This is a genomic window from Pseudomonas mandelii (assembly GCF_002251635.1).
Lineage (GTDB): Bacteria > Pseudomonadota > Gammaproteobacteria > Pseudomonadales > Pseudomonadaceae > Aquipseudomonas > Aquipseudomonas mandelii_B.
Genome location: NZ_NMOJ01000112.1, coordinates 1 through 22,540, shown reverse-complemented (window position 1 = coordinate 22,540; position 22,540 = coordinate 1). Strand labels below are relative to the sequence as shown.

Annotated in this window: 24 protein-coding genes, 2 tRNA genes and 2 pseudogenes; 8 read left to right on the top strand and 20 right to left on the bottom strand. The window is 58.4% G+C overall.

Annotated elements, in window-relative coordinates; translation table 11 throughout:
• Positions 1–61 precede the first annotated feature (61 nt).
• Positions 62–904 (top strand): oxidoreductase, encoded by an 843-nt coding sequence (locus tag B7L09_RS15775; protein ID WP_094469606.1) that lies wholly within the window; start codon positions 62–64, stop codon positions 902–904.
• A 160-nt stretch (positions 905–1,064) separates the two neighbouring features.
• On the opposite strand, the gene B7L09_RS15770 is transcribed toward B7L09_RS15775, so the two are convergent.
• The 8 genes from B7L09_RS15770 to B7L09_RS15735 form a co-directional block, all read right to left on the bottom strand.
• The gene (locus B7L09_RS15770) at positions 1,065–1,277 is read right to left on the bottom strand and encodes a hypothetical protein (RefSeq protein WP_094469636.1); all 213 of its coding nucleotides are present in this window, start codon (positions 1,275–1,277) and stop codon (positions 1,065–1,067) included.
• A 299-nt stretch (positions 1,278–1,576) separates the two neighbouring features.
• A tRNA-Thr gene (locus tag B7L09_RS15765) sits at positions 1,577–1,652 on the bottom strand.
• A 78-nt stretch (positions 1,653–1,730) separates the two neighbouring features.
• A complete protein-coding gene (locus B7L09_RS15760) occupies positions 1,731–2,555 on the bottom strand; it encodes an FkbM family methyltransferase (protein WP_094469605.1) in 825 nt (274 codons plus the stop codon).
• 344 nt (positions 2,556–2,899) lie between these two features.
• Positions 2,900–4,129, bottom strand: coding sequence for a methyltransferase (locus B7L09_RS15755; protein ID WP_094469604.1), 1,230 nt, complete (start codon positions 4,127–4,129; stop codon positions 2,900–2,902).
• On the bottom strand, positions 4,110–4,799 hold the full coding sequence (locus B7L09_RS15750) for an ABC transporter permease (protein ID WP_094469603.1): 690 nt from the start codon (positions 4,797–4,799) through the stop codon (positions 4,110–4,112). Before B7L09_RS15750 ends, B7L09_RS15755 begins: the two co-directional genes overlap by 20 nt.
• A complete protein-coding gene (locus tag B7L09_RS15745) occupies positions 4,796–5,491 on the bottom strand; it encodes an ABC transporter permease (RefSeq protein WP_094469602.1) in 696 nt (231 codons plus the stop codon). The genes B7L09_RS15750 and B7L09_RS15745 overlap by 4 nt, the downstream gene beginning before the upstream one ends.
• Positions 5,492–5,569: 78 nt before the next feature.
• Entirely contained in the window at positions 5,570–6,316 is a 747-nt protein-coding gene (locus tag B7L09_RS15740) for an ABC transporter substrate-binding protein (protein ID WP_094469601.1), read from the bottom strand.
• Positions 6,317–6,329: 13 nt separating this feature from the next.
• A complete protein-coding gene (locus B7L09_RS15735; RefSeq protein WP_053253869.1) occupies positions 6,330–7,103 on the bottom strand; it encodes an ABC transporter ATP-binding protein in 774 nt (257 codons plus the stop codon).
• Positions 7,104–7,655: 552 nt separating this feature from the next.
• Here B7L09_RS15735 and gabP point away from each other — a divergent pair.
• A complete protein-coding gene (gene gabP / locus B7L09_RS15730; RefSeq protein WP_094469600.1) occupies positions 7,656–9,047 on the top strand; it encodes a GABA permease in 1,392 nt (463 codons plus the stop codon).
• Between the two features lie 358 nt (positions 9,048–9,405).
• A complete protein-coding gene (locus B7L09_RS15725; protein WP_094469599.1) occupies positions 9,406–9,732 on the top strand; it encodes a hypothetical protein in 327 nt (108 codons plus the stop codon).
• A gap of 88 nt (positions 9,733–9,820) precedes the next feature.
• Here B7L09_RS15725 and vapC read toward each other — a convergent pair.
• The 6 genes and pseudogenes from vapC to B7L09_RS15695 all read right to left on the bottom strand — a co-directional run.
• Positions 9,821–10,222 (bottom strand): annotated as a pseudogene (gene vapC, locus B7L09_RS15720) (type II toxin-antitoxin system tRNA(fMet)-specific endonuclease VapC); the annotation flags it as partial.
• A complete protein-coding gene (gene vapB / locus B7L09_RS15715; RefSeq protein WP_010464623.1) occupies positions 10,222–10,452 on the bottom strand; it encodes a type II toxin-antitoxin system VapB family antitoxin in 231 nt (76 codons plus the stop codon). The gene vapB and the pseudogene vapC, both read right to left, overlap by 1 nt.
• Positions 10,453–10,626: 174 nt before the next feature.
• Positions 10,627–11,079 carry a hypothetical protein gene (locus B7L09_RS15710; protein ID WP_094469598.1) on the bottom strand — a complete coding sequence of 151 codons (453 nt, stop codon included), beginning with the start codon at positions 11,077–11,079 and terminating at the stop codon, positions 10,627–10,629.
• The gene (locus B7L09_RS15705) at positions 11,079–11,501 is read right to left on the bottom strand and encodes a hypothetical protein (RefSeq protein WP_094469597.1); all 423 of its coding nucleotides are present in this window, start codon (positions 11,499–11,501) and stop codon (positions 11,079–11,081) included. The genes B7L09_RS15710 and B7L09_RS15705 overlap by 1 nt, the downstream gene beginning before the upstream one ends.
• A gap of 38 nt (positions 11,502–11,539) precedes the next feature.
• Positions 11,540–12,514, bottom strand: a complete 975-nt coding sequence (locus tag B7L09_RS15700; RefSeq protein ID WP_094469596.1) for an alpha/beta hydrolase family protein — start codon at positions 12,512–12,514, stop codon at positions 11,540–11,542.
• Positions 12,515–12,701: 187 nt separating this feature from the next.
• Positions 12,702–13,140, bottom strand: a pseudogene (locus B7L09_RS15695) (DUF1016 N-terminal domain-containing protein); the annotation flags it as partial.
• A gap of 262 nt (positions 13,141–13,402) precedes the next feature.
• On the opposite strand from B7L09_RS15695, the gene B7L09_RS15690 reads away from it, so the two are divergent.
• A complete protein-coding gene (locus tag B7L09_RS15690) occupies positions 13,403–13,852 on the top strand; it encodes a hypothetical protein (RefSeq protein WP_094469594.1) in 450 nt (149 codons plus the stop codon).
• Positions 13,853–13,889: 37 nt separating this feature from the next.
• Here the strand turns inward: B7L09_RS15690 and B7L09_RS15685 are convergent, their stop codons facing one another.
• The 6 genes from B7L09_RS15685 to B7L09_RS15660 all read right to left on the bottom strand — a co-directional run bounded on the left by B7L09_RS15685 (position 13,890) and on the right by B7L09_RS15660 (position 18,913).
• Positions 13,890–14,351 carry a DUF4234 domain-containing protein gene (locus B7L09_RS15685; protein ID WP_094469593.1) on the bottom strand — a complete coding sequence of 154 codons (462 nt, stop codon included), beginning with the start codon at positions 14,349–14,351 and terminating at the stop codon, positions 13,890–13,892.
• Positions 14,352–14,686: 335 nt separating this feature from the next.
• A tRNA-Phe gene (locus B7L09_RS15680) sits at positions 14,687–14,762 on the bottom strand.
• 103 nt (positions 14,763–14,865) lie between these two features.
• Entirely contained in the window at positions 14,866–15,138 is a 273-nt protein-coding gene (locus B7L09_RS15675; RefSeq protein ID WP_094469592.1) for an oxidative damage protection protein, read from the bottom strand.
• On the bottom strand, positions 15,135–16,202 hold the full coding sequence (gene mutY, locus B7L09_RS15670; protein ID WP_094469591.1) for an A/G-specific adenine glycosylase: 1,068 nt from the start codon (positions 16,200–16,202) through the stop codon (positions 15,135–15,137). Before mutY ends, B7L09_RS15675 begins: the two co-directional genes overlap by 4 nt.
• Positions 16,199–18,430 carry an AsmA family protein gene (locus B7L09_RS15665; protein WP_094469590.1) on the bottom strand — a complete coding sequence of 744 codons (2,232 nt, stop codon included), beginning with the start codon at positions 18,428–18,430 and terminating at the stop codon, positions 16,199–16,201. Before B7L09_RS15665 ends, mutY begins: the two co-directional genes overlap by 4 nt.
• Before the next feature lie 78 nt (positions 18,431–18,508).
• Entirely contained in the window at positions 18,509–18,913 is a 405-nt protein-coding gene (locus B7L09_RS15660) for an acetyl-CoA sensor PanZ family protein (protein WP_094469589.1), read from the bottom strand.
• A 224-nt stretch (positions 18,914–19,137) separates the two neighbouring features.
• Here B7L09_RS15660 and B7L09_RS15655 point away from each other — a divergent pair, with 224 nt between their 5' ends.
• The 4 genes from B7L09_RS15655 to B7L09_RS15640 form a co-directional block, all read left to right on the top strand.
• Positions 19,138–20,802, top strand: a complete 1,665-nt coding sequence (locus B7L09_RS15655) for an OFA family MFS transporter (protein ID WP_094469588.1) — start codon at positions 19,138–19,140, stop codon at positions 20,800–20,802.
• 264 nt (positions 20,803–21,066) lie between these two features.
• Positions 21,067–21,660, top strand: coding sequence for an imidazoleglycerol-phosphate dehydratase HisB (hisB, locus tag B7L09_RS15650; protein ID WP_003218037.1), 594 nt, complete (start codon positions 21,067–21,069; stop codon positions 21,658–21,660).
• On the top strand, positions 21,660–22,298 hold the full coding sequence (gene hisH / locus B7L09_RS15645) for an imidazole glycerol phosphate synthase subunit HisH (RefSeq protein ID WP_064450244.1): 639 nt from the start codon (positions 21,660–21,662) through the stop codon (positions 22,296–22,298). The genes hisB and hisH overlap by 1 nt, the downstream gene beginning before the upstream one ends.
• Positions 22,299–22,540: DUF2164 domain-containing protein (locus B7L09_RS15640; protein WP_094469635.1), on the top strand; the 242-nt coding region annotated here is incomplete at its 3' end. It lies immediately after the preceding gene.

The following is a 22,540-nucleotide window of genomic DNA, read 5'->3' as shown; positions in this document are numbered from 1 at the left end:
CGTTGACTTGTCCACAGCGCCGTCGATCACTATCGACGGCGTTTTTATTGGAGAACGCAGCATGAACAACCACGCTCACAAGGTCTTCCTGATCACCGGCGTCAGTTCAGGTTTCGGCCTGGCCTTTTCGCAAGCAGCGCTGGCGGCGGGACACACGGTGGTTGGCACGGTGCGGCGCGAATCCGAGCGCGCCGCGTTCGAAGCGCTGGACGCCCATCGCGCTAAAGCGTTCGTGCTCGACGTCACCGATTTCCCAGCCATCGAACCGCTGGTGGCTGACATCCTGTGCGAGGTGGGGCAGATCGACGTACTGGTGAACAACGCCGGCTATGGGCACGAAGGCATTCTCGAGGAGTCGCCACTGACTGAAATGCAGCGCCAGTTCGACGTCAACGTGTTTGGCGCGGTGGCAATGATCAAAGCAGTCCTGCCCGGCATGCGTGAACGGCGCAGCGGGCATATCGTCAACATCACCTCCATGGCCGGCTTCATCACCTTACCGGGCATCGCTTACTACAGCGGCAGCAAATTCGCCCTTGAAGGCGTCAGCGAAGCGCTGGCCAAAGAAGTCGAAAGCCTGGGCATCCACGTTACCGCCATGGCACCTGGCTCATTTCGGACCGAATGGGCGGGGCGCTCGATGATCCGATCCGGTCGCACCGTTAGTGACTACGACGCGGTGTTCGATCCAGTGCGCAAGGCGCGGGAAGAGAAGAGTGGTCAGCAGGCCGGTGATCCGCACAAAGCTGCCCAGGCGTTACTGACACTGGTCGCTGCTGAAAAGCCGCCGGTTCATCTGTTGCTGGGTAAGGATGCGGTGAGGTTGGTGCGTGAAAAGATTGCGCAGCTTCAGGCAGAAATTGATGCGTGGGAGCATCTTGCGGTTTCGACGGAGTTTGAGTGACTTGCTGGCCGGTGGATAAAAATCCAGAACCCAGAAACAACAAAGCCCTCCTACTTCTACGAGGGCTTTATTGTTTGGTGTTGGCACCAGATCTGAAAAATAGATCTGAGAATCATCTGGGCACCCCCCACCTCTCGTAGATGTCGAGGGATCCCATTCGCTACAGACAGAAAAGCTCCACATCTTCGTCGTCGGGGACTTCGTCCGTAACAATCACTCGTGCGTGTGCGCTGTGTTCGTCCTCCATGCGCAACCCGAAGTAGCGGGTATCGTTGGCGTCCCAAAATGCCTCTATCTGCGCCATGGGTGCATGTTCAAGCAGCACCTCGGCGCTGTGCTCCAAGATGATCGAGTAACGTCGTTCGGTGTTCATTACAAAGGGGCTCGCAACGGCGGAGAGAAGTGGCAGGTTGTGCATCAGCACTGCTGTCATTATGCCGCCTCACTGATTTTCGACCGTAACCGCTCATCGTTTCGGTGATGTATGTAGACAGCCGGTGCCAGAATTGGATGCGTCGATTCGGAGCGNNAGAATTGGATGCGTCGATTCGGAGCGAGAGGGGCGGAAGAGGAGCGAACACGAAACGGGGAGCGAGCAGGGGAAACTCAGGAGCGTAAAATCCATAAACGAAAAAGGCCCACCTTTCGGTGAGCCTTTTTCGGTATTGCGTATGGTGCCGGCACCAGGAGTCGAACCCGGGACCTACTGATTACAAGTCAGTTGCTCTACCAACTGAGCTATACCGGCGTGTTAGGGCGACGATTATAGCGATTGGGTTGGTTCTGTAAACCCCTGAATTCAGACTATTTTTACGCAGCCTTCAAGTCAGGCTCGAAGGAGTGTTTTCTTGAGTTTCTGAAGGGCTTTCCAGGTTCGACTGTTTTGCATCGCTCGCAGCTGTGCTTCGGCCTGTTCAGCGCGTTGCAGGGCGGCGGCGAGCTGGTGTTCGGCGTCGCTGACGGGGTGGCTGAAGTTGTGGCCTTTGCAGAACTGGAACTCGTCCAGGTTGCACGGCGGGATGTCGAAGGCAGGTTTTAGGTTCAGGTGTTCGTTGGCCAGGTAATAGGTGTTGATGCCGTCGAACAGGATGGACTGATAGCCGGCGTCGGTGACGAGGGTTTCCCAGGTCTGGTCGCGGTCCCATGGGGTTTCGATGAGGATGACCCACGGCCGCCATTGGCTGAAGTCCATGCCGCGCAGGACGGTTTCTTCGTGGCCTTCGACGTCGATTTTCAGGAAGTGGATCTCGCGGCCCTGGGCGTGTTCTTCGCAGATGGAGGTCAGGGTGCGGGATTGGACGGTTTGGCTGCGCACGTCCATGCCGGCGTCTTTGTGCATTTGCGCCATGGCCGGGTCGAGGGTGGAGAGGCCGGTGCCGGCGATGCCGTAGAAGGTCAGGTCGTTGGCGCTTTCACCGGCCACGCATTGCAGGTTGGTGTCGTTGGGGCGTTCCTGGCACAGAGCGTCGTAGTAATTTGGCATCGGTTCGACGTTGATGCCGGTCCAGCCACGGTCATAAAAAGCTTTAGTCACGGAGTCGTGGGTGGGATGGTTGGCACCGACGTCGATGTAGAAGCCGTTTTCGACAGTTTTGAGGGCGCGCCACAGGCGTATGTCTTCGAAATTCTGTGCGTAAGAAATGAACGTCACTGTGGCTTCCTGTCTGTCAGAGATTTCTTGTTCGTGAGCGCACTGTTGGCGCTCTTGTCTGCCTGTATAACAAGGGTGGTCGCGGCACGCAATTTTCCGCCGAACGCGACCGGGTTTCGGCGGTTATGTCCTTTTCGTCGGATGCTTATGCACAACGGGCGCACTCGGAAGTATCGCTCATGACATTTTTGCGGACCCATTCTCATTTGTACGCAAATGCCTGTTTTTCTCGGTTTTTTATCATGTGTACGAAAATTGAACAGTAGCGTTTCACCCCTGAAACAGGCGCTTATATTGGATCCACGATAATTTCATCAACAGAGTTATCCACAGGCTGTGGCTTTTTATGGACGTTCCGCCAGGAACAGGAAATTGCGCGGCGTGAGCGGGGTTTCGCAGAAGGTGCCGAGGCGAACGGTGTAGCCCTGATCGGCCAGGAAAAGTGCCCGATCGAGTACCAGCCAAAGCTCTAGCGGGCGTCGGAAAAGGCCGCGCAGCAACTCCAGATTGCGCACTTCGGCAAGTCGCTGCCAGCCAGCGGCTTCGAGTGCTGACCAATCTTGCGGGCCGATTGTGGATAACTCTTTCAGTGCGGCCAAATGATGGCAGTAGTCGGCGAAGGTTTTATCCAGCCAGGCACTCGGTAGGGAGGGAGTTGGCAGGTACTCGTCAACGCCACGCAGTTGTCTTTGCAGCAGGTCGAAGCCGAGGCGCCGGGCCATGGAAGTGTCGCGCTGACGTCTGACACGAGCCCCGGCGGTGACGGTTTCGCTCATCGGCAACGAGAGATCGTCGAGGGAGAGTTGTAGGTCGGATCGCAAACCGGCCGAGGAAAGCGGTTGGTACGCAGGACGACTAATCCGGTTATAGCAGCAGGGCGCGATGGCCAATTGTTTACAGCCTGACGCACTGGCGAGCTGAATGAGCCGCACGTGCAAATCTCCGCAGGCGTGCAGCGCTACTGGCGTGTGGTCGGGACTCAAGAAAGACGCAGCGTCAGCCGCGAGCACATCCTGTTCAACATGCAGCGCATGCAGGTGATGGCGTTGACTGAGGGCCTGGCCGCTGGACACCAGCGCCGGGTCGTATTCCAGACACGTCAGTTGTTGGCCGTGTTGCAGCAACCGCCGACCCAAGTGGCCCTTGCCTGAACACCAATCCAGCCAATGCCTGGGCGGCGAGGTAAACGACAAGCGACTGGCGAACGCTTCAATCTGCTGCCACTTGCGTCCGGGCACATCGACATTCAATCGATGCCCGGCCGCTTCCAGTGCATGCGCCGGCAATTCGCCCACCGAACTCAACTCAAGGGACAACGCCGCCAACGCAGTAAACGGCTGCGGCGCGTCCAGCAAACCGGGTTGGTTATGGCTACTTTCCGCGTCCTCCAGCGACCGGCTGCGTAGCCACAATGCCAGTTCCGGGTAGGACGCTTCCCAAGGAAGCTGCAGATGAGTAAACGGACGAGGCTTCCACAACGCCTGATGCTCAATCAGAAAAGCATCCAGCGCCGTGAAACGGGCGAGTAGGGCCTCGCCCGTCAGCACGTGGGAATCAACGCCCTTGGCAGGCATCGACGCGCAACCAGCGCTCCAGCAGCTTGAAGCCGCGCACCAGCACGTAAGCCATCAGCAGGTAGAACATGCCCGCGGCGAAGAAGATCTCCACCGGCAGGTAGGTCCGGGCAATGATGGTGCGCGCCATGCCGGTCAGTTCCAGCAGGGTCACGGTGCTGGCCAGTGCGCTGGCCTTAAGCATCAAAATGACTTCGTTGCTATAGGCCGGCAGGCCGATGCGGGTCGCGCGAGGCAAGATGATGTAGAACAGTGTCTTCGGCTTGGACATGCCCAGCGCCCGCGCGGCTTCGATCTCNCCTGGTGGTATAGCCTGGATGGCGCCGCGCAGGATTTCGGCAATATAGGCGGCCGTGTGCAACGTCATGGTCGCCGTGGCACACCAGAAAGGGTCGCGCAAGTACGTCCACATGAAGCTCTTACGGATCGCATCGAATTGCGCCAGGCCGTAGTAGACGAGGAACAGCTGAACCAGCAACGGCGTACCACGGAAAAAGAAGATGTAGGCGTAGGGAAATGCCCGCACGTACCAAAGCCGCGACGAGCGCGCGATGCCCAGCGGAATGGCCAGCAGCAAACCCGCGATGACGGCGATGGCCACCAGTTCGAGGGTCAATGTTGCGCCCTGAGCCAGTTTCGGCAGCCACTTGATGATGACTTCCCAGTTCATTGGGTGCTCCTCGCGAAGCCGCGAGCGGCACGTTTTTCCATGAAGTACATGCCCGTCATGGCCAGAATGGTCAGACCCAGGTACATGAACGCGGCCACCATATAGAAGGTGAACGGTTGCTTGGNCNCAGTCACGCCGATCTGCGCATGGCGCATGATTTCTTCCAGCCCGATCACCGACACCAGTGCGGTATCTTTCATCAAAATCATAAACAGGTTGCCCAACCCCGGCAGGGCGATGCGCCACATCTGCGGCATGATCAACCGGGTGAAAATCCGAAACTTCGACAGCCCCAACGCCACACCGGCTTCGCGGTGGCCTTTGGGGATGGCGAGGATCGCGCCACGAAACACTTCGGTGGCGTAGGCGCCAAAGCACAGCCCCAGGGCGATAACCCCGGCAGCAAAGGCACTGAGCGAAAGGTCGGGGTTACCGAAAAACTCGCCGAGGGCACGCATCAGGTTGACCGTGCCGAAGTAAATCAGCAGCACCCACAGCAGCTCGGGAATGCCACGAACGATGGTCGAGTAAGCACCGCCAAGCCATTGCAACGGCTTGTAGGGGGACGTCTTGGCCAAGGCGCCGGCAAGGCCCAGCACCAGCCCCAGGCACAAGGCCGTGAGCGCCAGTTTGACGGTCATCAGCGCGCCGGCGGCGAGGGCCGGGCCGAATCCGTAGAGATCGATAGTCATGGATTTCTTTTCAATGTGCAGCAGGCAATGCCAAGGACTGGCGCCGTCAGAGAACGGCACCGGCCAGGCAAGTCAGAATCAATAGATGCTGAACGGGAAGTACTTGTCGTTGATCTTCTTGTAAGTGCCGTCCTCGACGATTTCTTTCAAGGCTTTGTTCAGGCGCTCGCGCAGTGGGTCGCCTTTACGTACGGCGATACCGATCTTGTCGCTTTCTNCCACCGGGTCGCCCTTGAACTCATACGAACGACCGGCGTCGCTTTTCAGCCATTCGTAGTTGACGTACTTGTCCGCCAGGATGCCGTCCAGACGACCGGAAGTCAGGTCCAGGTAAGCGTTTTCCTGGGTGTCGTAGAGTTTGACTTCAACGCCGGGCATGTTGTCTTCCATCCAGGTGCCGGCGAGGGTCGCACGTTGTGCGCCGATCACTTTGCCCTGCAGGGAATCCTTGTCGGTTTTGAACTCTTTGTCTTTTGGCGCGATGAATTGCAGCTTGTTGGAGTAGTACGGGTCGGTGAAGTCGACAGCCTGCTTGCGTTCATCGGTGATGGACAGCGAGGACACCAGGAAGTCGAACTTCTTGGCGTTCAGGGCCGGGATGATGCCGTCCCAGTCAGACNNNACCACGNNGCACTCGACTTTCATCTTGGCGCACAGGGCGTCGCCGATGTCTTTGTCGAAGCCGACGACGTTGCCGCTGGCGTCTTTATTGTTGAACGGCGGGTAGGCCGCTTCGATGCCCATCTTCAAGGTTTCGGCCATGGCACCGGCGCTGAACGCCAGGGTGACGGCTGCGGCCAGAAGGAATTTTTTATAGTTCTGCATGCATGTTGCTCCGTTAGCGGTTGCTGGACATGAATTGTTTGCAGCGCGCCGAAAGCGGGTTTTCAAACACCTGCTGTGGCGATCCTTGCTCTTCGACCAGGCCCTGGTGCAGGAACACCACTTCACTGGAAACCTGACGGGCGAAGCCCATTTCATGGGTGACCAGCAGCATGGTGCGGCCTTCTTCGGCCAGCGCGCGGATNACATTAAGTACTTCCTGGACCATTTCCGGGTCAAGCGCCGATGTCGGCTCATCGAACAGGATGACCTTGGGCTGCATCGCCAGGGTGCGCGCAATGGCCGCCCGTTGCTGCTGGCCGCCGGACAGTTGCGCAGGGTAGGCGTGGCGTTTATCGCTGATGCCGACCTTGGCCAGCAGGGCTTCGGCCACTTCTATCGCTTCGGCCTTGCTCTGGCCAAGCACACGACGGGGCGCCTCGATGATGTTGTCGAGGATGCTCATGTGCGGCCACAGGTTAAAGTTTTGAAACACAAAACCGATTTCGCTACGCAGGCGGTTGATCTGCTTGCCGTCGGCGGCCATCAGCTCGCCGTTCTTTGCAGCCTTGAGCTTGAGCTCCTCACCGGCGACCAGGATCTGACCCTGGTGCGGGTTTTCCAGCAGGTTGATGCAGCGCAGGAATGTGGACTTGCCGGAACCGGAGGAACCCAGGATCGAGATCACGTCGCCGTCGCGAGCGGTCAGCGAGATACCTTTAAGTACCTCCAGCTCACCATAGCGTTTGTGCAAGTTGCGGATTTCAAGCGCGGGCGCGGCCTGGGCCATGTGCGGTCCTCATTGTGTTNCGTTCTTGCTGTTGGGCCGCCTTCCTGGCGAGGCGCCAAGCTAGCATAGCGTTCGGATGGCAGCCAACAGCGCTACGGACTGTTAACGGGTGGTGTGCGGCAGGGTGTCGCATCGGTACAGCAGACTGTCGCGCTGCTATCAACCGAACAGCCGTTTGAACCAGCTGCCCTGCGGGTGTCGCGTAAAAAAGGGCGCGATGGTGCCAGCTTTGACGGGGTGTTGGAAGCACTAACCGGCCAAACGTTCCTGATCTGCACTTTTATTGTGCGTCGACTCATTTTCGGGTGTGTTTCCGGTGCGCTGGTTCGTTCTTAAAGTGGGTCGCAGGGTAACGCTCTGGCAAATTGCCATTAATCTCAAGGACTTGCGATGACTGTCCGGTCACGCCACAAGCCCCGTGCTTGAGGAGTTTGAAACATTTTGGCGCAATTATTGCGTGCGGAATACGGAACGCCCTGTTGGTTTCTTTTTACGAGAAGGAACGCCAGACAGGATGGATGCACATCGCTTTCCCTTACAAAGGTAGTTTCAATGAGCAGTACCCCAAGCTCCAATGGCCTCGAACAGGGGCTCAAACCGCGTCACGTCACCATGCTGTCGATTGCCGGCGTTATTGGNGCCGGCCTGTTCGTCGGCTCCGGCCACGCCATCGCCGCCGCAGGCCCGGCCGTGCTGTTGGCCTACGCCGCCGCCGGTGCCCTGGTGGTGCTGGTCATGCGCATGCTCGGCGAGATGGCCGTCGCGTCGCCCGATACCGGCTCCTTTTCGACCTACGCTGACCGCGCGATCGGTCACTGGGCCGGCTTCACCATCGGCTGGTTGTACTGGTGGTTCTGGGTGCTGGTGATTCCGTTGGAAGCCAACGCGGCGGCGACCATCCTCCATGCCTGGTTCCCGAATGTGGCGATCTGGGCCTTCACTTTGGTCATCACTTTGCTGCTGACAGTGACCAACCTGTTCAGCGTGAAGAACTACGGTGAGTTCGAATTCTGGTTCGCCCTGGTCAAAGTCATCGCGATCATCGGTTTCATCGGCCTCGGCATCATGGCGATCTTCGGCTTCCTGCCGAACAGCCAGGTCAGCGGCGTTTCGCACCTGTTTGACACCCAGGGCTTCATGCCGAACGGCATGGGCGCGGTGCTGGCGGCAATCCTGACCACCATGTTCTCCTTCATGGGCACCGAGATCGTCACCATCGCAGCAGCGGAATCGAAGAACCCGGGCCAGCAAATCACCAAGGCCACCAACTCGGTGATCTGGCGGATTGGTTTGTTCTACCTGCTGTCGATCTTCATCGTTGTGTCCCTGGTGCCATGGAATGATCCGACCCTGGCGGCCGTAGGTTCCTACCAGACCGTGCTGGAACGCATGGGCATTCCGAACGCCAAGTTGATCGTCGACATCGTGGTGTTGGTTGCTGTGACCAGCTGCCTGAACTCGGCGCTCTACACCGCGTCGCGCATGTTGTTCTCCCTGGGTCGTCGCGGTGATGCACCGGCTGTGGCCAAGCGCACCAACAAGAGCGGCACGCCTTACTGGGCGGTGATGTTGTCGACTGGCGCGGCGTTCCTGGCGGTATTCGCCAACTACGTGGCCCCGGCGGCGGTGTTCGAATTCCTGTTGGCCAGTTCCGGCGCTATNGCGCTGCTGGTGTACCTGGTGATCGCGATTTCGCAACTGCGTATGCGCAAACAGCGTATGGCTCGCGGTGAAAAAATCGCCTTCAGCATGTGGCTGTTCCCGGTCCTGACCTACGCGGTGATCATCTTCATCGTCGCTACGCTGACTATCATGCTGTTCCAGGAAGCACACCGGGTNGAGATCCTCGCGACCGGTCTGCTGAGCTTGTTGGTTGTGGCTGCTGGCTTGTTTGTGGCGCGCCGTCGTCGCAACGAAAAGCTGATCGCAGCAGTAGCGCGCTGAGTGTCCTGATTCAAGACAAGCGCTGTTGAAGCATAGAAACGACCGCCATCAGAAATGATCGCGGTCGTTTTTGCTTTCATTCAGGTGAGTTACGAGTGGCTATCTGATGGACAGGATGATGGCCAGATAGTAGCCTTCTCGCCGAATGTGTATCTCGCTGTTGCGGGATACGATGGAGTTTCAGGACACGGATTGTTCGACGCCCCCAGCCTTCCTGGCTAAAGCCCCGGACCCTTTCTTGCCTGCTCCCTCATCTGACGCGAGTCACAGATGCATTTGCGTGTGCTTGCGTTTAAACGAACTGCATGGAGATAGCCCGGCCATTCAGCCAACCCATTGGGGCATCAAGGAGTCAGGCATGGCGTTTACATCGGTTGTGTTCAAAAACCCTAACACCGGAGCCATGAAAGAAGCGCCAATCGGCTTCTCGTGGACTGTGTTTTTCTTTGGCTTTTTCCCGGCCTTGTTCCGTGGTGATTTCAAGTGGGCAGCGATCATGTTCGTCGTGGCCTGCTTCACGTTCAGCCTCAGCAACCTGGTGTTCATGTTCATCTACAACAAGCTGTACGTGCAGGACCTGATCGGCGCCGGTTACAAGGCTCAATCCATCGCCAAAGGCGATCTGAACTATGCCAGCGCCAAGATCGGTATTGAAATTCCGCGTCTGGAAGGTGTTGCTGCCTGATTGTTGTTTTGAAGGTTGTAAAAAAACGGCCGCTGTCAGTGATGACAAGCGGCCGTTTTAGTTTTCCCAGGCGAGTATTTATTCGCTCTTGATGAACCCAATCCTCTACACGTAATCCTGGCACCCGTTCGAACTCACGCAGATTGTTGGTGACGACAATTAACCCTCGTGAGCGCGCATGTCCGGCAATCATTTGGTCATAGGGACCAATGGGCGTTCCGGCCTTCGCTAGCTCGGACCGTATCATTCCGGTATGCGCGGCTGCTTCATTGTCGAAAGGGAAAACTTCAAGGCGGGCTGTGAAGCCTTCAATTACCGCGAGGTTCTTTTCGGGGGTCGCTGATTTTTCGGCACCGTAGATCAACTCCATCAGCGTAATCGCGCTGATGCATAACTGTCCGTCATGCAAGTTGAAAGCTTCTCTGACTATTTGCGGTTTGTTCTTGATGGTGAAAATACAGATATTGGTATCGAGCATGAACTTGATCATCAGAACGACTCACGCTCCTGAGCGGCGGGTTGTTGGCGATCAGTCATAAAATCTGTGCTGACGTTATCTCCATCGAACCAGCTATCCCATGTCTCGTCTGCAGGCGTAATGATGCGAGCCCGACCGATGGCAAATACGTTGACCCGTTTGACGTCACTTGGCATCGCCACAGCTTTCGGCAGACGGACAGCCTGGCTTCGATTGCTCATGAAAAGGGTAGTCTGTTCCATTGTGGCCTCCTGCGTTTTTACTGGTGTCTGAGTCCAGAGAATAGATCTCTATTGGGATATGTCAATGGGATATACCTATCCGATGACGAGGCCTGATTGTTGTTTTGAAGGTTGTAAAAAAACGGCCGCTGTCAGTGATGACAAGCGGCCGTTTTAGTTTTCCCAGGCGAGTATTTATTCGCTCTTTTCTTCCTGCGCATCCAACGACTGACGATAGCTGTCCAGCGCATCGCCAAAATCAGTGATGAACTGCGGATCGGTCAGCCACGCCTGTGCGGCATCGCGGTCCATGCCATCGGTCCACATGCGGTAGTCGATCAGCATGTCGGCGGCCATGTGAGTGGCAGCCATGGCTTCATTGTCGGCGTTTTCCATGTCCAGCAGTTCTGGATGGTCGCTGATGATCCCTGCGAGGTCCGATAGCAGGATCTTCAGCATGTCGCCACGGCTGATGGCTTCCGCGTCGCGCATTTTGCTGAACATCGCCAGGGTGTATTCCGGGATCGGCTCGCCGATTTCGCCCAGATCATCGTCTAGCGCGGCGGGTTTGCGGCCGTGGATGTTGATTTGCTTGGCTTTGATCTTGGCGCGTTTGGCGCGTTTTTGCTGCTTGTTCAGGGATGCCATTAAATTCCGTTCGCTTTCTGTTGGGTTTGGGCCGCAATGATGTCGGACGCCGCGACGTAGTCAGCCTGGAAGGCCGGTGATTCGATCCACGCCAGGGCGCCGGCCTCATCGACTTCGGTGGACCATTGGCGATATTCGATCAGCGCCGCGAGGATGAAATCCATCGCGCCTTCTTCGCCTTCCTGCTCGTACACCAGTTCCAGCAGCGGGTCTTCGAGGAAGGCCACGCACGTCGCTTGCTGGCTGGTTTTTTCCGCGTCGATCATTTTCTTGAACAGTTCGGTCAGGTCCACCGACTCGAAGTCGATGCGATCGTCGTTCGGGTCCAGCTCGACCGGCGCGACGGCCCGTTGGGTGCGGTTCTGCTTGGCCTTGGCTTTGGCGCGGGAAGCGCGTTTGTTCTGCTTGTTGGCGGATGCCATGGGTGTCGTTCCGTCATTCGGTGAGAGGGGCGGGTCAATCAGTTGCGTGGCACTCGCCGCCCGGGTATATCGGGGGCCAGTTCGCCGGTCTGCAACCAGGACAATGCAATGGGCCATAGTGTGGCTTGGTATGCGCTGCGAAAAAAGGCGAAATGTCCGACTTCTTCTTCGCCGATGTCTTCGGGGGTGATTCGCAGGTGGGTGTTTGTACTGCCGGTGAAGTAGCCGAGCAGACGTTCAATGGCGGCAATCGTACCGTAAGGATCGTCGCTGATGCTGATCGCCAGCGTTTTTGCGGTAACGGATGCAAAGGGAAGCCGACCGGTCTTCGCGTGCATGACACGACCACTGGGCCGCGTTTCGTAGCGCGCAGTGGGCGTGCTCCAGTCGCGAACCACCGCGGCGGGCGTGTCCTCCAGCCAGCCCAGGCGTTTGCCGGGGAAGTACCCGCACAGCAGGGTCATCAGCGGCATCACCACATGCCACTTACCGAACATTCGCCAGCGATGAGCGGGCGCATAGTCGCGCCAGTAAGCGAATTGCGCGCCGACCGTCACCAAGTGCCGAATCAAATGCCCGGACGCTCCCAGGCCCGCTGCACAGCCTCCAAAGCTGTGGCCGACAACGTCGATGGGTTGGCCGGGGAATTCGCGCTGCGCGCGGTTGAGCATCGCCTCGAAATCCAGCGCGCCCCAATCGGACCATGACGCCTCCAACCCTTTCAACGACATTGGGCGCGACTCGCCGATGCCGCGGTAGTCATAGGTGATGACATCGAAATCGTTGGCGAACAGGTAGTCGGCGAAGCGCGAATAGTGCCGGCAACGAACCGAGGTGGCCGCGTTGATGATGACGACTGGGCGCGCGACGTCCTGAGAGGCGTGCCGCCATGTGAAGCCGCCGAGGATGAAGCCGTCTGCGGCGGGCTCCTTGAACGGTTCGCCAGCAGTGTCGGTGGTCAGCGGCAATTCGATCTGAGTCGGTGACAGTGAAGGCATGTCCTGCAAATTCATCGGCTTTGGACCTTTGCGGGTAGTTGCCAACGATAGTCCTCACACCGCTTGTGAACAATGCGCCCGTCGTTTTACAACGTTCGATTGTGTTGTCGGTCCTCAAGCACGGCGCGTTCCCGATCCAGCTCCGCACGAAATTCCTCTTCGCTCGGCAATACCAGCTTGTACTTACTGGCGAACAGTTGCTCGTTGCCCTCCAGGGCGCGGGATGACCAGTTTTGTATGGCAGATTCGTACATGTACCAGTGACGGGCGTGTTCATTATCGACACGCAGTAGCCTGCGGTAGTGGGTCCAGCTCAATTCGGAACGCACTGCGTCCCAAATTGGAAAGGTCTGATAAAAGTCCCGCATATAGCGCAGGTTGCGTTCATCAAAACCTTTTCCAAATTGCGTAGTAAGAGTTTTGGCCAGTGTTGGAAGCAAGCGCTTGCCGTAGGCCGCCCGCCGAGCCCCTTCCTGCTCGAACTCGACAATATGCCGTCCAATCTGCCAGCACGTTTGCACCTGAACGGTATCGACCGCTCGCAGCACCTTCTGGCGTGCCTGACGTATCAATTCCCCAAGGTCTCCCACCAGAGAGGCGAGTTGGGGGTCTTTAGTGATTTCGGTTTTGACGATGCTCATGAAGTCTTCCGCAGCTGGAGGAACAGGCGAAAGAGGATGGCAAGAAAGTGCAGGGCGGCGATGCCGGGCGAAGCCCGGAAATCCGCAGGAAATACCGGATTCGTTTTGCAGGAGCAATCCGACTGGAATGCGTGCTTGAGGAATACAGCGTGTAGTCCGATTCGCAGTGAGCTCAAGTCCCAATCAATCTAAAACTTGAGCAATCAGCGAGAAATCTAAAAGGAGTAAAGATTGGGTTCTGTGGAGCCCGGGAGTCACCATCATGAAGTCCATCCATTCCCTAATGTTGCCTATCGCCACCGTCGGTGTGCTGATGTTTGCCGTCATGTCAGGGGCCGCGAGCCTTGAGCCCATCGACAGTTCAGGCGTACAGATTCAGCGGCAGGAACAGAACGGGATTACCTATTTGTCCGGCGGTATTGGCGAGGATGAAGCGAAGGCCATCCAGCAATCGACTGGCTATAACCTGCACATGACCTTCTCCATTGGAGCGGAGGGCAAATATGTACCGGATGTTGAATTGGTTATCCAGGGTGCTCAAGGTCAATCAGTACTGACACTCAGTCAGGCAGGGCCTCTGGTTTACGTCCAGTTACCGGCTGGCAAGTACACCGTGGTCGCCACCCGTAATGGTGAGGCAAAGCGCGACACGACAGATGTCGGCAGCGCTGGCGTGCGTAATCTGGTGTTCAACTGGAAGGGTGATGAGTGACGGTGGCAGTCCGTGGAGACTGCCCCTCGCCAGTTGATCAGGCTTGCGTCGTTTGGCCGCGCAGGATCAGTTGTTTACGCTGCTCTTCAGGCAAGTCGTTGATGCAGTAATTCACGTAAAAAATGTTCAGGAAGAAGGTGTAGAACCCGTTCATGCGCAGGTCGATTTTGTGCTCGTTGAGGGCGTATTCCGACAGCGCGTTTTTTGCCTTGAAGGCCCACACGATGTACAGCGCGTTCAATGCGATCAGCAGAATGCCGGAAAGTGAGTCGAACAACACGTCGCCCAGGTTCGACAACGCGCCGCTCCAGCCAAGGCAGACGGCGACCCAGATAATGTAAGTGTCGTCTGCCACTTTGATTTTCGTGGTTTCGTTGATCTTCTGGTTGCTCTTGTACAACCACAACAGCAAGTAGATCCCGGCGGTCGCAATCGACAGCAGGACCATGTTCAAGGTTTTGGTGTTGATCTTGTCTTTCAGTTCGTTGATGTCGGACATAACTGTTCCATGTTCAGGACTTTCGAGAAGGGAGCGTGCCTGGAAGGCTGGCTTCGTGTCGTCGAACAGGGAAGGGCAGTGTTTTGCGGGGAGGGGTGAAAAGCACGCACTCCTTGCGCTGTCTCTATCCTGTATCGACTGATTCGGATGCGGGGGCATCGGGATCAGTTGGCTTTATTCCATGCACGCGGAAAATCATAGCATGGTGCCATCATCAAGCCAGCGTACTAAAGAGTGATTGTTTTTCTGGCGTCTGTGCTGCGCTGGACCGTCGTTATCAAATCTCAGGCATAAAAAAAACCCTGAATCTTGCGATTCAGGGTTTTCGGTATTAGTGGTGCCCAGAGACGGAATCGAACCGCCGACACGGGGATTTTCAATCCCCTGCTCTACCGACTGAGCTATCTGGGCAACGGGGCGCATTAAACTGGTTTTTCAGGGGGTCGTCAAGCAAGTTTTCAAAAAATATTTAATTATTACCGTCGCTTACGTGCCGACCCCCGATAAATCGGGATTATTCTGCCGGCGGAACGTAGCCGTCAGCCTTGGCGTATTCCTCGCCAGAGAAGTACTTGTCCATCTCGCCCTGAAGGTATTTGCGATCTTCGCCGTTCATCATGTTCAGGCGTTTTTCGTTGATCAGCAGAGTCTGGTGTTTCTGCCAGTCGCCCCAGGCTTTGGCGGAGACGTGGTCGAAAATGTCCTGACCTTTGGCGCCCGGGAATGGAGCGCGCTCCAGGCCTGGCAATTCTTCTTTGTACTTGCGGCACATGATGGTGCGGGTCATGACAGAACTCCTGCGTTCAATACTTCAGCCGCGCGCTTCAGCAGTTTTTTAACCGGGGCGGCAAGGCCCAGGCGCGGCGGGGTGGCGAGGTTATACCAGAGCCAGTCGGCCTCGGCCACGTGATGGGCGGATTCCTCGACCTGAACCAGCCAGGGTTCAATGGNCAACTGGAAGTGGCTGAAGGTGTGGACCAGGCTCGGCAGCGCTTGTTGGCTGCCCAGTTCCAGCGAGTGTTGCGTGGCCAGATGTTGCAGGTCGTCGAGGTCATCGAGTTCCGGCAGGCTCCACAAACCGCCCCATANGCCCGTGGACGGACGGCGGTAAAGCAGAATCGCACCCTCGGCATTGGCCAGCATCGGCATCAGCGTGCGCTTCTGCGGGATGGTTTTGCGCGGTTTGGGGATCGGGTAGCGCGTCTCCAGGCCGAGCATGTGGGCTTCACAGCCCTTTTCCAGTGGGCACAGCAGGCAGCTGGGCTTGCTGCGGGTGCAGAGCGTGGCGCCCATGTCCATCATCGCCTGGGTGTAGGCGTTGACGCGATCGTGTGGCGTGAAGCGCTCAGCGGTCGCCCAGAGCTGCTTGGCGACCTTGGGTTCGCCTGGGTAGCCCTCTTGCGCGGTAAAGCGCGCCAGCACGCGCTTGACGTTGCCGTCGAGGATCGGCGCACGCAGGCCCATGCTCAGGCTGGCGATCGCTCCGGCAGTGGACAGGCCGATGCCTGGCAGCTCGACAAGCTTTTCGACATCTCGGGGAAACTCGCCGCCGTACTCGGCCACGACAATCTTCGCGGTCTTCTGCAAATTGCGCGCGCGAGTGTAGTAACCCAGGCCGGTCCACAGGTGCAGCACTTCGTCTTCCGGCGCGGCAGCCAGCGCTTCGACCGTCGGCAACGAGGCCATGAAGCGGTCGAAGTAGTTGAGCACAGTGCTGACCTGAGTCTGTTGCAGCATGATCTCCGAGACCCACACCCGGTANGGCGTGATGCCTTGTTGCCAAGGCAAATCGTGACGGCCGTGGCGGTCGTACCAGTCCAGCACCGCCGTTGAAAACTGCTCGGCTTTCATCGCTTGAACAGCCCCTTCAACGCATTTTTCAGTTCAGGGCTGACCTTGTCGCCAAGCTTTTCGTCGATTTTTTCGCTGAGTTTGTCGCCCGCCAGTTTGCTCGCGACCTGGCCCATGCGTTCGTTATCGAGACGGCACGCCTTGGCGCCCAGTTCCAGCGGGCCACGGCAGCGCAGCGGCCACTCNATGCCGTGGAAGTTGCTGCCGACCTGGCAGGCCGGGTCTGGCATGTCGCTCTTGTCGCCTTCGACGACGATGCCCACGCGGTAATCCATGCCCAGCACCCGCAGGTCGACGTCGCCGTCACCCTTCACGGTCATGCCCGGGATGCGCACTTTGAGGTCAGGGTTACTGGCCACGCCGTTACGGAAGGTCAGGTTGCCGCGCAGTTCCTGGAACGGTGTGTCCTTGCCCCGTGGCTCGCCGCTCAGGGATTTGCGGTTCAGGGTGGCGATACCTTTGCACAGCTGTTGCTCAAGATTGGCATTGAGCAGCACGCCGTTATTGATGACGAAACTGGCGTTGCCGTTGAGGCTGTCGATCAGTGCTTGCTGGCTATTGCCGCTGCCGGTCAACGCGCTGTTGAGCGTCACCAGGCCTTTGACCGGCGGATTCTTCCCTTGGCTTTCGAGGATTTTTTCCACCGGCACTTTGGTGATACGCGTCTGCATGTTCAGCGCCGGCACTTCCTGGCGCACGTCCAGGGTGCCCTTGGCTTCGAAGTTGCCGCCGTACAGGTCGCCGCGCAGGTCCTCCAGGGTCAGCAGGCCGCCCTGGCCGGAAGCCTTGAGCGCTGCGTTCTGGATCGGCAGCTTATCGAGGGTCAACTGGCCGAAGGTCAGGTCGGCCTGCACGTCGAGCTTGCTCAAGCGTTCTACCGGCAACAGGCGTTCGGTGCTCCATGCGGTTTTGGTTGGTGCGTTCGGTAGCGGTGTGCTGCCGGCGCCTGCCATGGCATCGGCTTCGGTGCTGGCGACTTCGGCCTGACGCACTTGCGTCGCGCTACTGGCTTCGGCGGATTTCGGTGGCAGGTAACGGTCGACGTTGAAGGTGTCAGCCTTGAGGGCTGCGCGTAGCGATTGCTTGGCGAAGTCCTCGACAGCGATGCGGCCGCTGAAGGTGCTGTCGTCGACTTTCAGGTTGAGGTTGTCGAGCGACAGGCTGGAAGGCGTGCCCGCCAGGCGGCTGACCAGTTCGACTTTGCTCAGGCTGCCTTCGGCCATGGCCGGGAGTTTCTGGCCAATGCTGTCGACGAATTTCGCCAGGTCGAACTGGGCGATCGAAAGGCCGCCGCTGAGTTGCGGGGTTTTGTCCAGGTTGTTGACCTTCAGTTCGCCCAGGGCGCGCAGCTGGTTGGCAGAGATCTTGATGCCGGTCCATTCGGCGACGTTCGCGGCTTTATCCAGCAGCAACTGGCCTTGGGCAGCGAAGGTCATGGTCTTGCCTTGCAGCGGCTCGCCGGTGGCTTCGCCGGAGAGCTTCATGTCCTCGAATTTGTAGCGCTGCAAGGCGCGTTCGAAACGCAACTCGCCATTGAGCTCGGTGCGTACACGCAAGACCGGCTGATTGGTGCCGAGGAACGCGGTGAGTTTGACCGGAATGTTGGTCGAGTCGTGGACCGGGCCGGTACTCAGCTGAATGCTTTCGGCGCTGTACTGTTTGCCGGTCTGCTCATCGTTGTATTCAACGCGGGCGTTGTTGATGGTCAGGCTGTCGATNTCCAGGCGAATCGGCTGGGCCGGTTTTTCCGCCTGGGCGGTGGTGGCCGGCGCAGGTGCAGGTTCGCCAGCAGTGGCCGGTGGCGTGGCCGGGGTGGCTGGCGCCGGGGCCTTGCCGATGTCTTCCCAATTGCCGTGGCCGTCCTTGTCGCGGTTCAGGCGCAGGTTCAGGCCTTCGACACGCACATCGCTCATCTGCACTTCGCGGCGCAGCAGCGGCAGCACGCGCACGGACAGGCCAAGCATCTGCAAGTCGGCGAACGGTTGGGTGGGGTTGGTCAGGGTCGCCACGCTGGCTTCGTGCAGTTCCAGGCCTAGCCAGGGGAACAGGCTCCAGCCGATATCGCCATTGAGCGTCAGCTCGATGTGGGCCTTGTCGCGGGCAATCTGGCGAATCTCGTCTTTGTAATCGTTGGGATCGAAGAGGTGGGTCAGGGCAAAGCCCAGGGCCACAATGATCAGCAACAGCCCGAGAAGTACCAGACCCAGGATTTTGCCGAACGCTTTCATGGGCGAGTCCTTGTAGTTAGTCGAATTCGAAATTTAGCCGGGGAGTATAGCGCTCCGAAGCGGACGACCGGTCAGCGATCACGCCGGCAGCACATCCAGCGGCACTTTCAGCTTGGCGGCCAGTGCCTGAGCTTCGAGATGCCCGGCGGGCGCCAGCAGACGCAATGTCACGCCCGATTGCGACGCCATTTTCTGCGCTTCTTTCACCAAGCGCTCGGCAACGCCACGACGACGGGTAATTTTTCGCACGCATAGTTGGGACAAGTGCCAAACATCAGTTTGCCTCTGCAAACGAGCCGCTCCGAGCAACCGGTCATTGAAGCGTCCAGCGATCAGCGAACCATCGCCCAGGCAGCCTTCGATCAGCTGCAACTCCCCTGAAAACGGGGCGAACAGCCATTCCGGGGCGTCGCGGTAAATTTTTTGCAGGTCTTGCTGATCCTGATAAGTGGCTTCGTGCAGCAGCTCGACTATGATCGGCATGGCGGTTCCTTCAGTGGTACGAGAACAGATGACTTACATAAAGGTGATATCACTTTGGTTTTTCTGTCACGTACAGATGGTAACCTCTGCCAGTTCGTCCGTCCTTCTGCGACGTGATGTCGCGCCAAAATGGAGCTTCACCCTGAAAAAGACAGTCATGCGTGCGCATAAGGCTGGGGGCGAAGAGTGGCTGGCGAACCATACTAATAATTGGGGGATACACAATGACCACGAGCATCACGGCGGACGGCTTCAAAGCCGATCAGCCCGGGTTCCTGTCCAAGGAACGCATTATCGCCAAGCCGGGGTTCAACCGCTGGCTGGTTCCACCGGCCGCCCTGGCCATCCACCTGTGCATCGGCATGGCCTACGGCTTTTCGGTGTTCTGGTTGCCACTGTCCAAGGCTTTGGGCGTGACCAAGGCGGTAGCCTGCGCGCCGGACATGAGCTTCATCTCGCAAGTGTTCTCGTCGCAATGTGACTGGCCGATCTCCATGCTGGGCTGGATCTACACCCTGTTCTTCATCTTCCTGGGCTGCTCGGCAGCGATCTGGGGCGGTTGGCTTGAGCATGCCGGGCCACGCAAGGCCGGCGTTGTTTCGGCGCTGTGCTGGTGCGGCGGCCTGCTGATCTCGGCGTTGGGTGTCTACACCCACCAGATCTGGCTGATGTGGATCGGCTCCGGCGTGATTGGCGGTATCGGTCTGGGCCTGGGCTATATCTCGCCTGTATCGACCCTGATCAAGTGGTTCCCGGACAAGCGCGGCATGGCCACCGGCATGGCGATCATGGGCTTCGGCGGCGGAGCGATGGTGGGTGCCCCGTTGGCCGCAGCCCTGATGGGCCACTTCGCTTCGGCAGACAGCGTCGGCGTATGGCAGAGCTTCCTGGTGATGGCCGCCATCTACTTCGTGTTCATGATCGGTGGCGCACTGTCCTACCGCGTGCCGCCAACCGGCTGGAAACCTGAAGGCTGGACCGCTCCGGCGAAAAAGGCCAGCAATGCGATGATTACCCATCGTCACGTTCACGTGAGTGTGGCGTGGAAAACCCCGCAATTCCGTTTGGTATGGCTGGTGCTGTGCCTGAACGTGTCTGCCGGTATCGGTATTCTCGGCATGGCTTCGCCGCTGTTGCAGGAAGTGTTCGGCGGTAAATTGATCGGTGTTGACCTGCCATTCGGTCAGCTGGACGCCGGGCAACTGGCTTCTATCGCGGCGATTGCGGCCGGTTTTACCGGTTTGTTGAGCCTGTTCAACATTGGTGGCCGGTTCTTCTGGGCGTCGTTCTCCGACTACCTGGGCCGTAAAAATACCTACTTCGTGTTCTTCGCCCTGGGCTTTGCCCTGTACGCGCTGATTCCGAACCTCGGTCACCTGGGCAACGTAGCGCTATTCGTGGCAGCGTTCTGCATCATCCTGTCGATGTACGGCGGTGGTTTTGCGACCGTCCCGGCTTACCTGGCCGACCTGTTCGGCACCCAGATGGTCGGTGCGATCCACGGTCGTCTGCTGACCGCATGGGCTGCGGCGGGCGTGTTGGGCCCGGTGCTGGTGAACTACCTGCGTGAGTATCAGCTGAGCATCGGCGTTGAACGCGCTGCTGCCTACGACATCACCTTGTACATCCTCGCGGGCCTGTTGGTGCTGGGTTTCATCTGCAACCTGCTGGTGCGCCCGGTGGCCGACAAGTACTTCATGACTGACGCAGAGCTGGCGGCCGAACAGGCGCTGGGCCATGACAAAGGGGCTGACGCCAGCACTTCGCTGGAGTGGAAAGCGGCGCCGGGCACCAAGCCGTTGGCGATTGCTGCGTGGCTGGTGGTGGGTATTCCGTTGGCGTGGGGTGTTTGGGTGACCTTGCAGAAAACGGCAGTGTTGTTCCACTAAGGTGCAGGCATAGCTGATCTGAAGCCTTCAGATCAGCCAGTGACAACAACAGATGTTGTGTGTGCCGGCCTCTTCGCGGGCAAGCCCGCTCCCACATGGGCTCCACAAGACTTCAGATTTTCATTTTTCCGGCTTGTATGGACATGTCTATCCCCGACAACACTGGGTTCTGTCCGTCAGTCATATCACCTCCCGTGTTTCTGTTTCGCGCCCGCGCCCCTATAATGGCTGCCTTTTTCGCCCAATGATTTTGCGGAGCTGGTGATGGCCGAACGTAAGGCGTCCGTCGAGCGCGACACTCTGGAAACCCAGATCAAAGCCTCGATTAACCTGGATGGCACCGGAAAGGCCCGATTTGATATCGGTGTACCTTTTCTTGAGCACATGCTGGACCAGATCGCCCGTCATGGGCTGATCGACCTGGATATCGTCAGCAAGGGCGACCTGCATATCGACGACCACCACACGGTGGAAGACGTAGGCATCACCCTCGGCCAGGCGTTTGCCAAGGCCATCGGCGACAAAAAAGGCATCCGTCGCTACGGCCACGCCTATGTCCCGCTGGACGAAGCGCTGTCGCGTGTGGTCATCGACTTCTCCGGCCGCCCAGGCCTGCAGATGCACGTGCCCTACACCCGCGCCACCGTGGGCGGCTTCGACGTCGACCTGTTCCAGGAATTCTTCCAGGGCTTCGTCAACCACGCACTGGTCAGCCTGCACATCGACAACCTGCGCGGCACCAACACCCACCACCAGATCGAAACCGTGTTCAAGGCTTTCGGCCGCGCGCTGCGCATGGCTGTAGAGCTCGATGACCGCATGGCCGGTCAGATGCCCTCGACCAAAGGCGTTCTGTAATGCAGACGGTCGCGGTTATCGACTACGGCATGGGTAACCTGCACTCGGTGGCCAAGGCCCTCGAGCACGTAGGTGCCGGCAAGGTGCTGATCACCAGCGATGCCAGCGTGATTCGCGAAGCCGACCGGGTGGTGTTTCCGGGCGTCGGCGCGATTCGCGATTGCATGGCCGAGATCCGCCGCCTGGGCTTTGACAGCCTGGTGCGCGAAGTCAGCCAGGACCGCCCGTTCCTCGGCATCTGCGTGGGCATGCAAGCCCTGCTCGACAGCAGTGAAGAGAACGGCGGCGTTGACTGCATCGGCCTGTTTCCCGGCCAGGTGAAGTTCTTCGGCAAAGACCTGCATGAAGACGGCGAGCATTTGAAAGTCCCGCACATGGGCTGGAACGAAGTGCGCCGCACCGTGGACCACCCGCTGTGGCACGAAATCCCGGACATGGCGCGTTTTTACTTTGTGCACAGCTACTACATCGCCGCCGGTAACCCGCGNCAGGTGGTGGGTGGCGGGCACTACGGCGTCGACTTCGCCGCGGCGCTGGCCGAAGGTTCGCGCTTTGCCGTGCAGTTCCACCCGGAGAAGAGCCATACCCATGGCCTGCAATTGCTGCAGAACTTCGCCGCGTGGGATGGCCGCTGGTAAATGGCTGCCAAGAAAAAGCCGCCGATCCTGACCCTCACTCCCGAACAGGAGAACGAGGCCAATCACAAGATCAAACGCTTCATGGAAGATCGCTTCGAACTGGACCTGGGTTCGTTCGAAGCGGCTGAAATCCTTGAGCTGTTTACCCGCGAAATTGCGCCGCACTATTACAACAGGGCGATTTTCGACACGCAGACGCTCCTTAAAGAAAGGTTCGAAAGCATCGAAAGCGACCTGTGGGC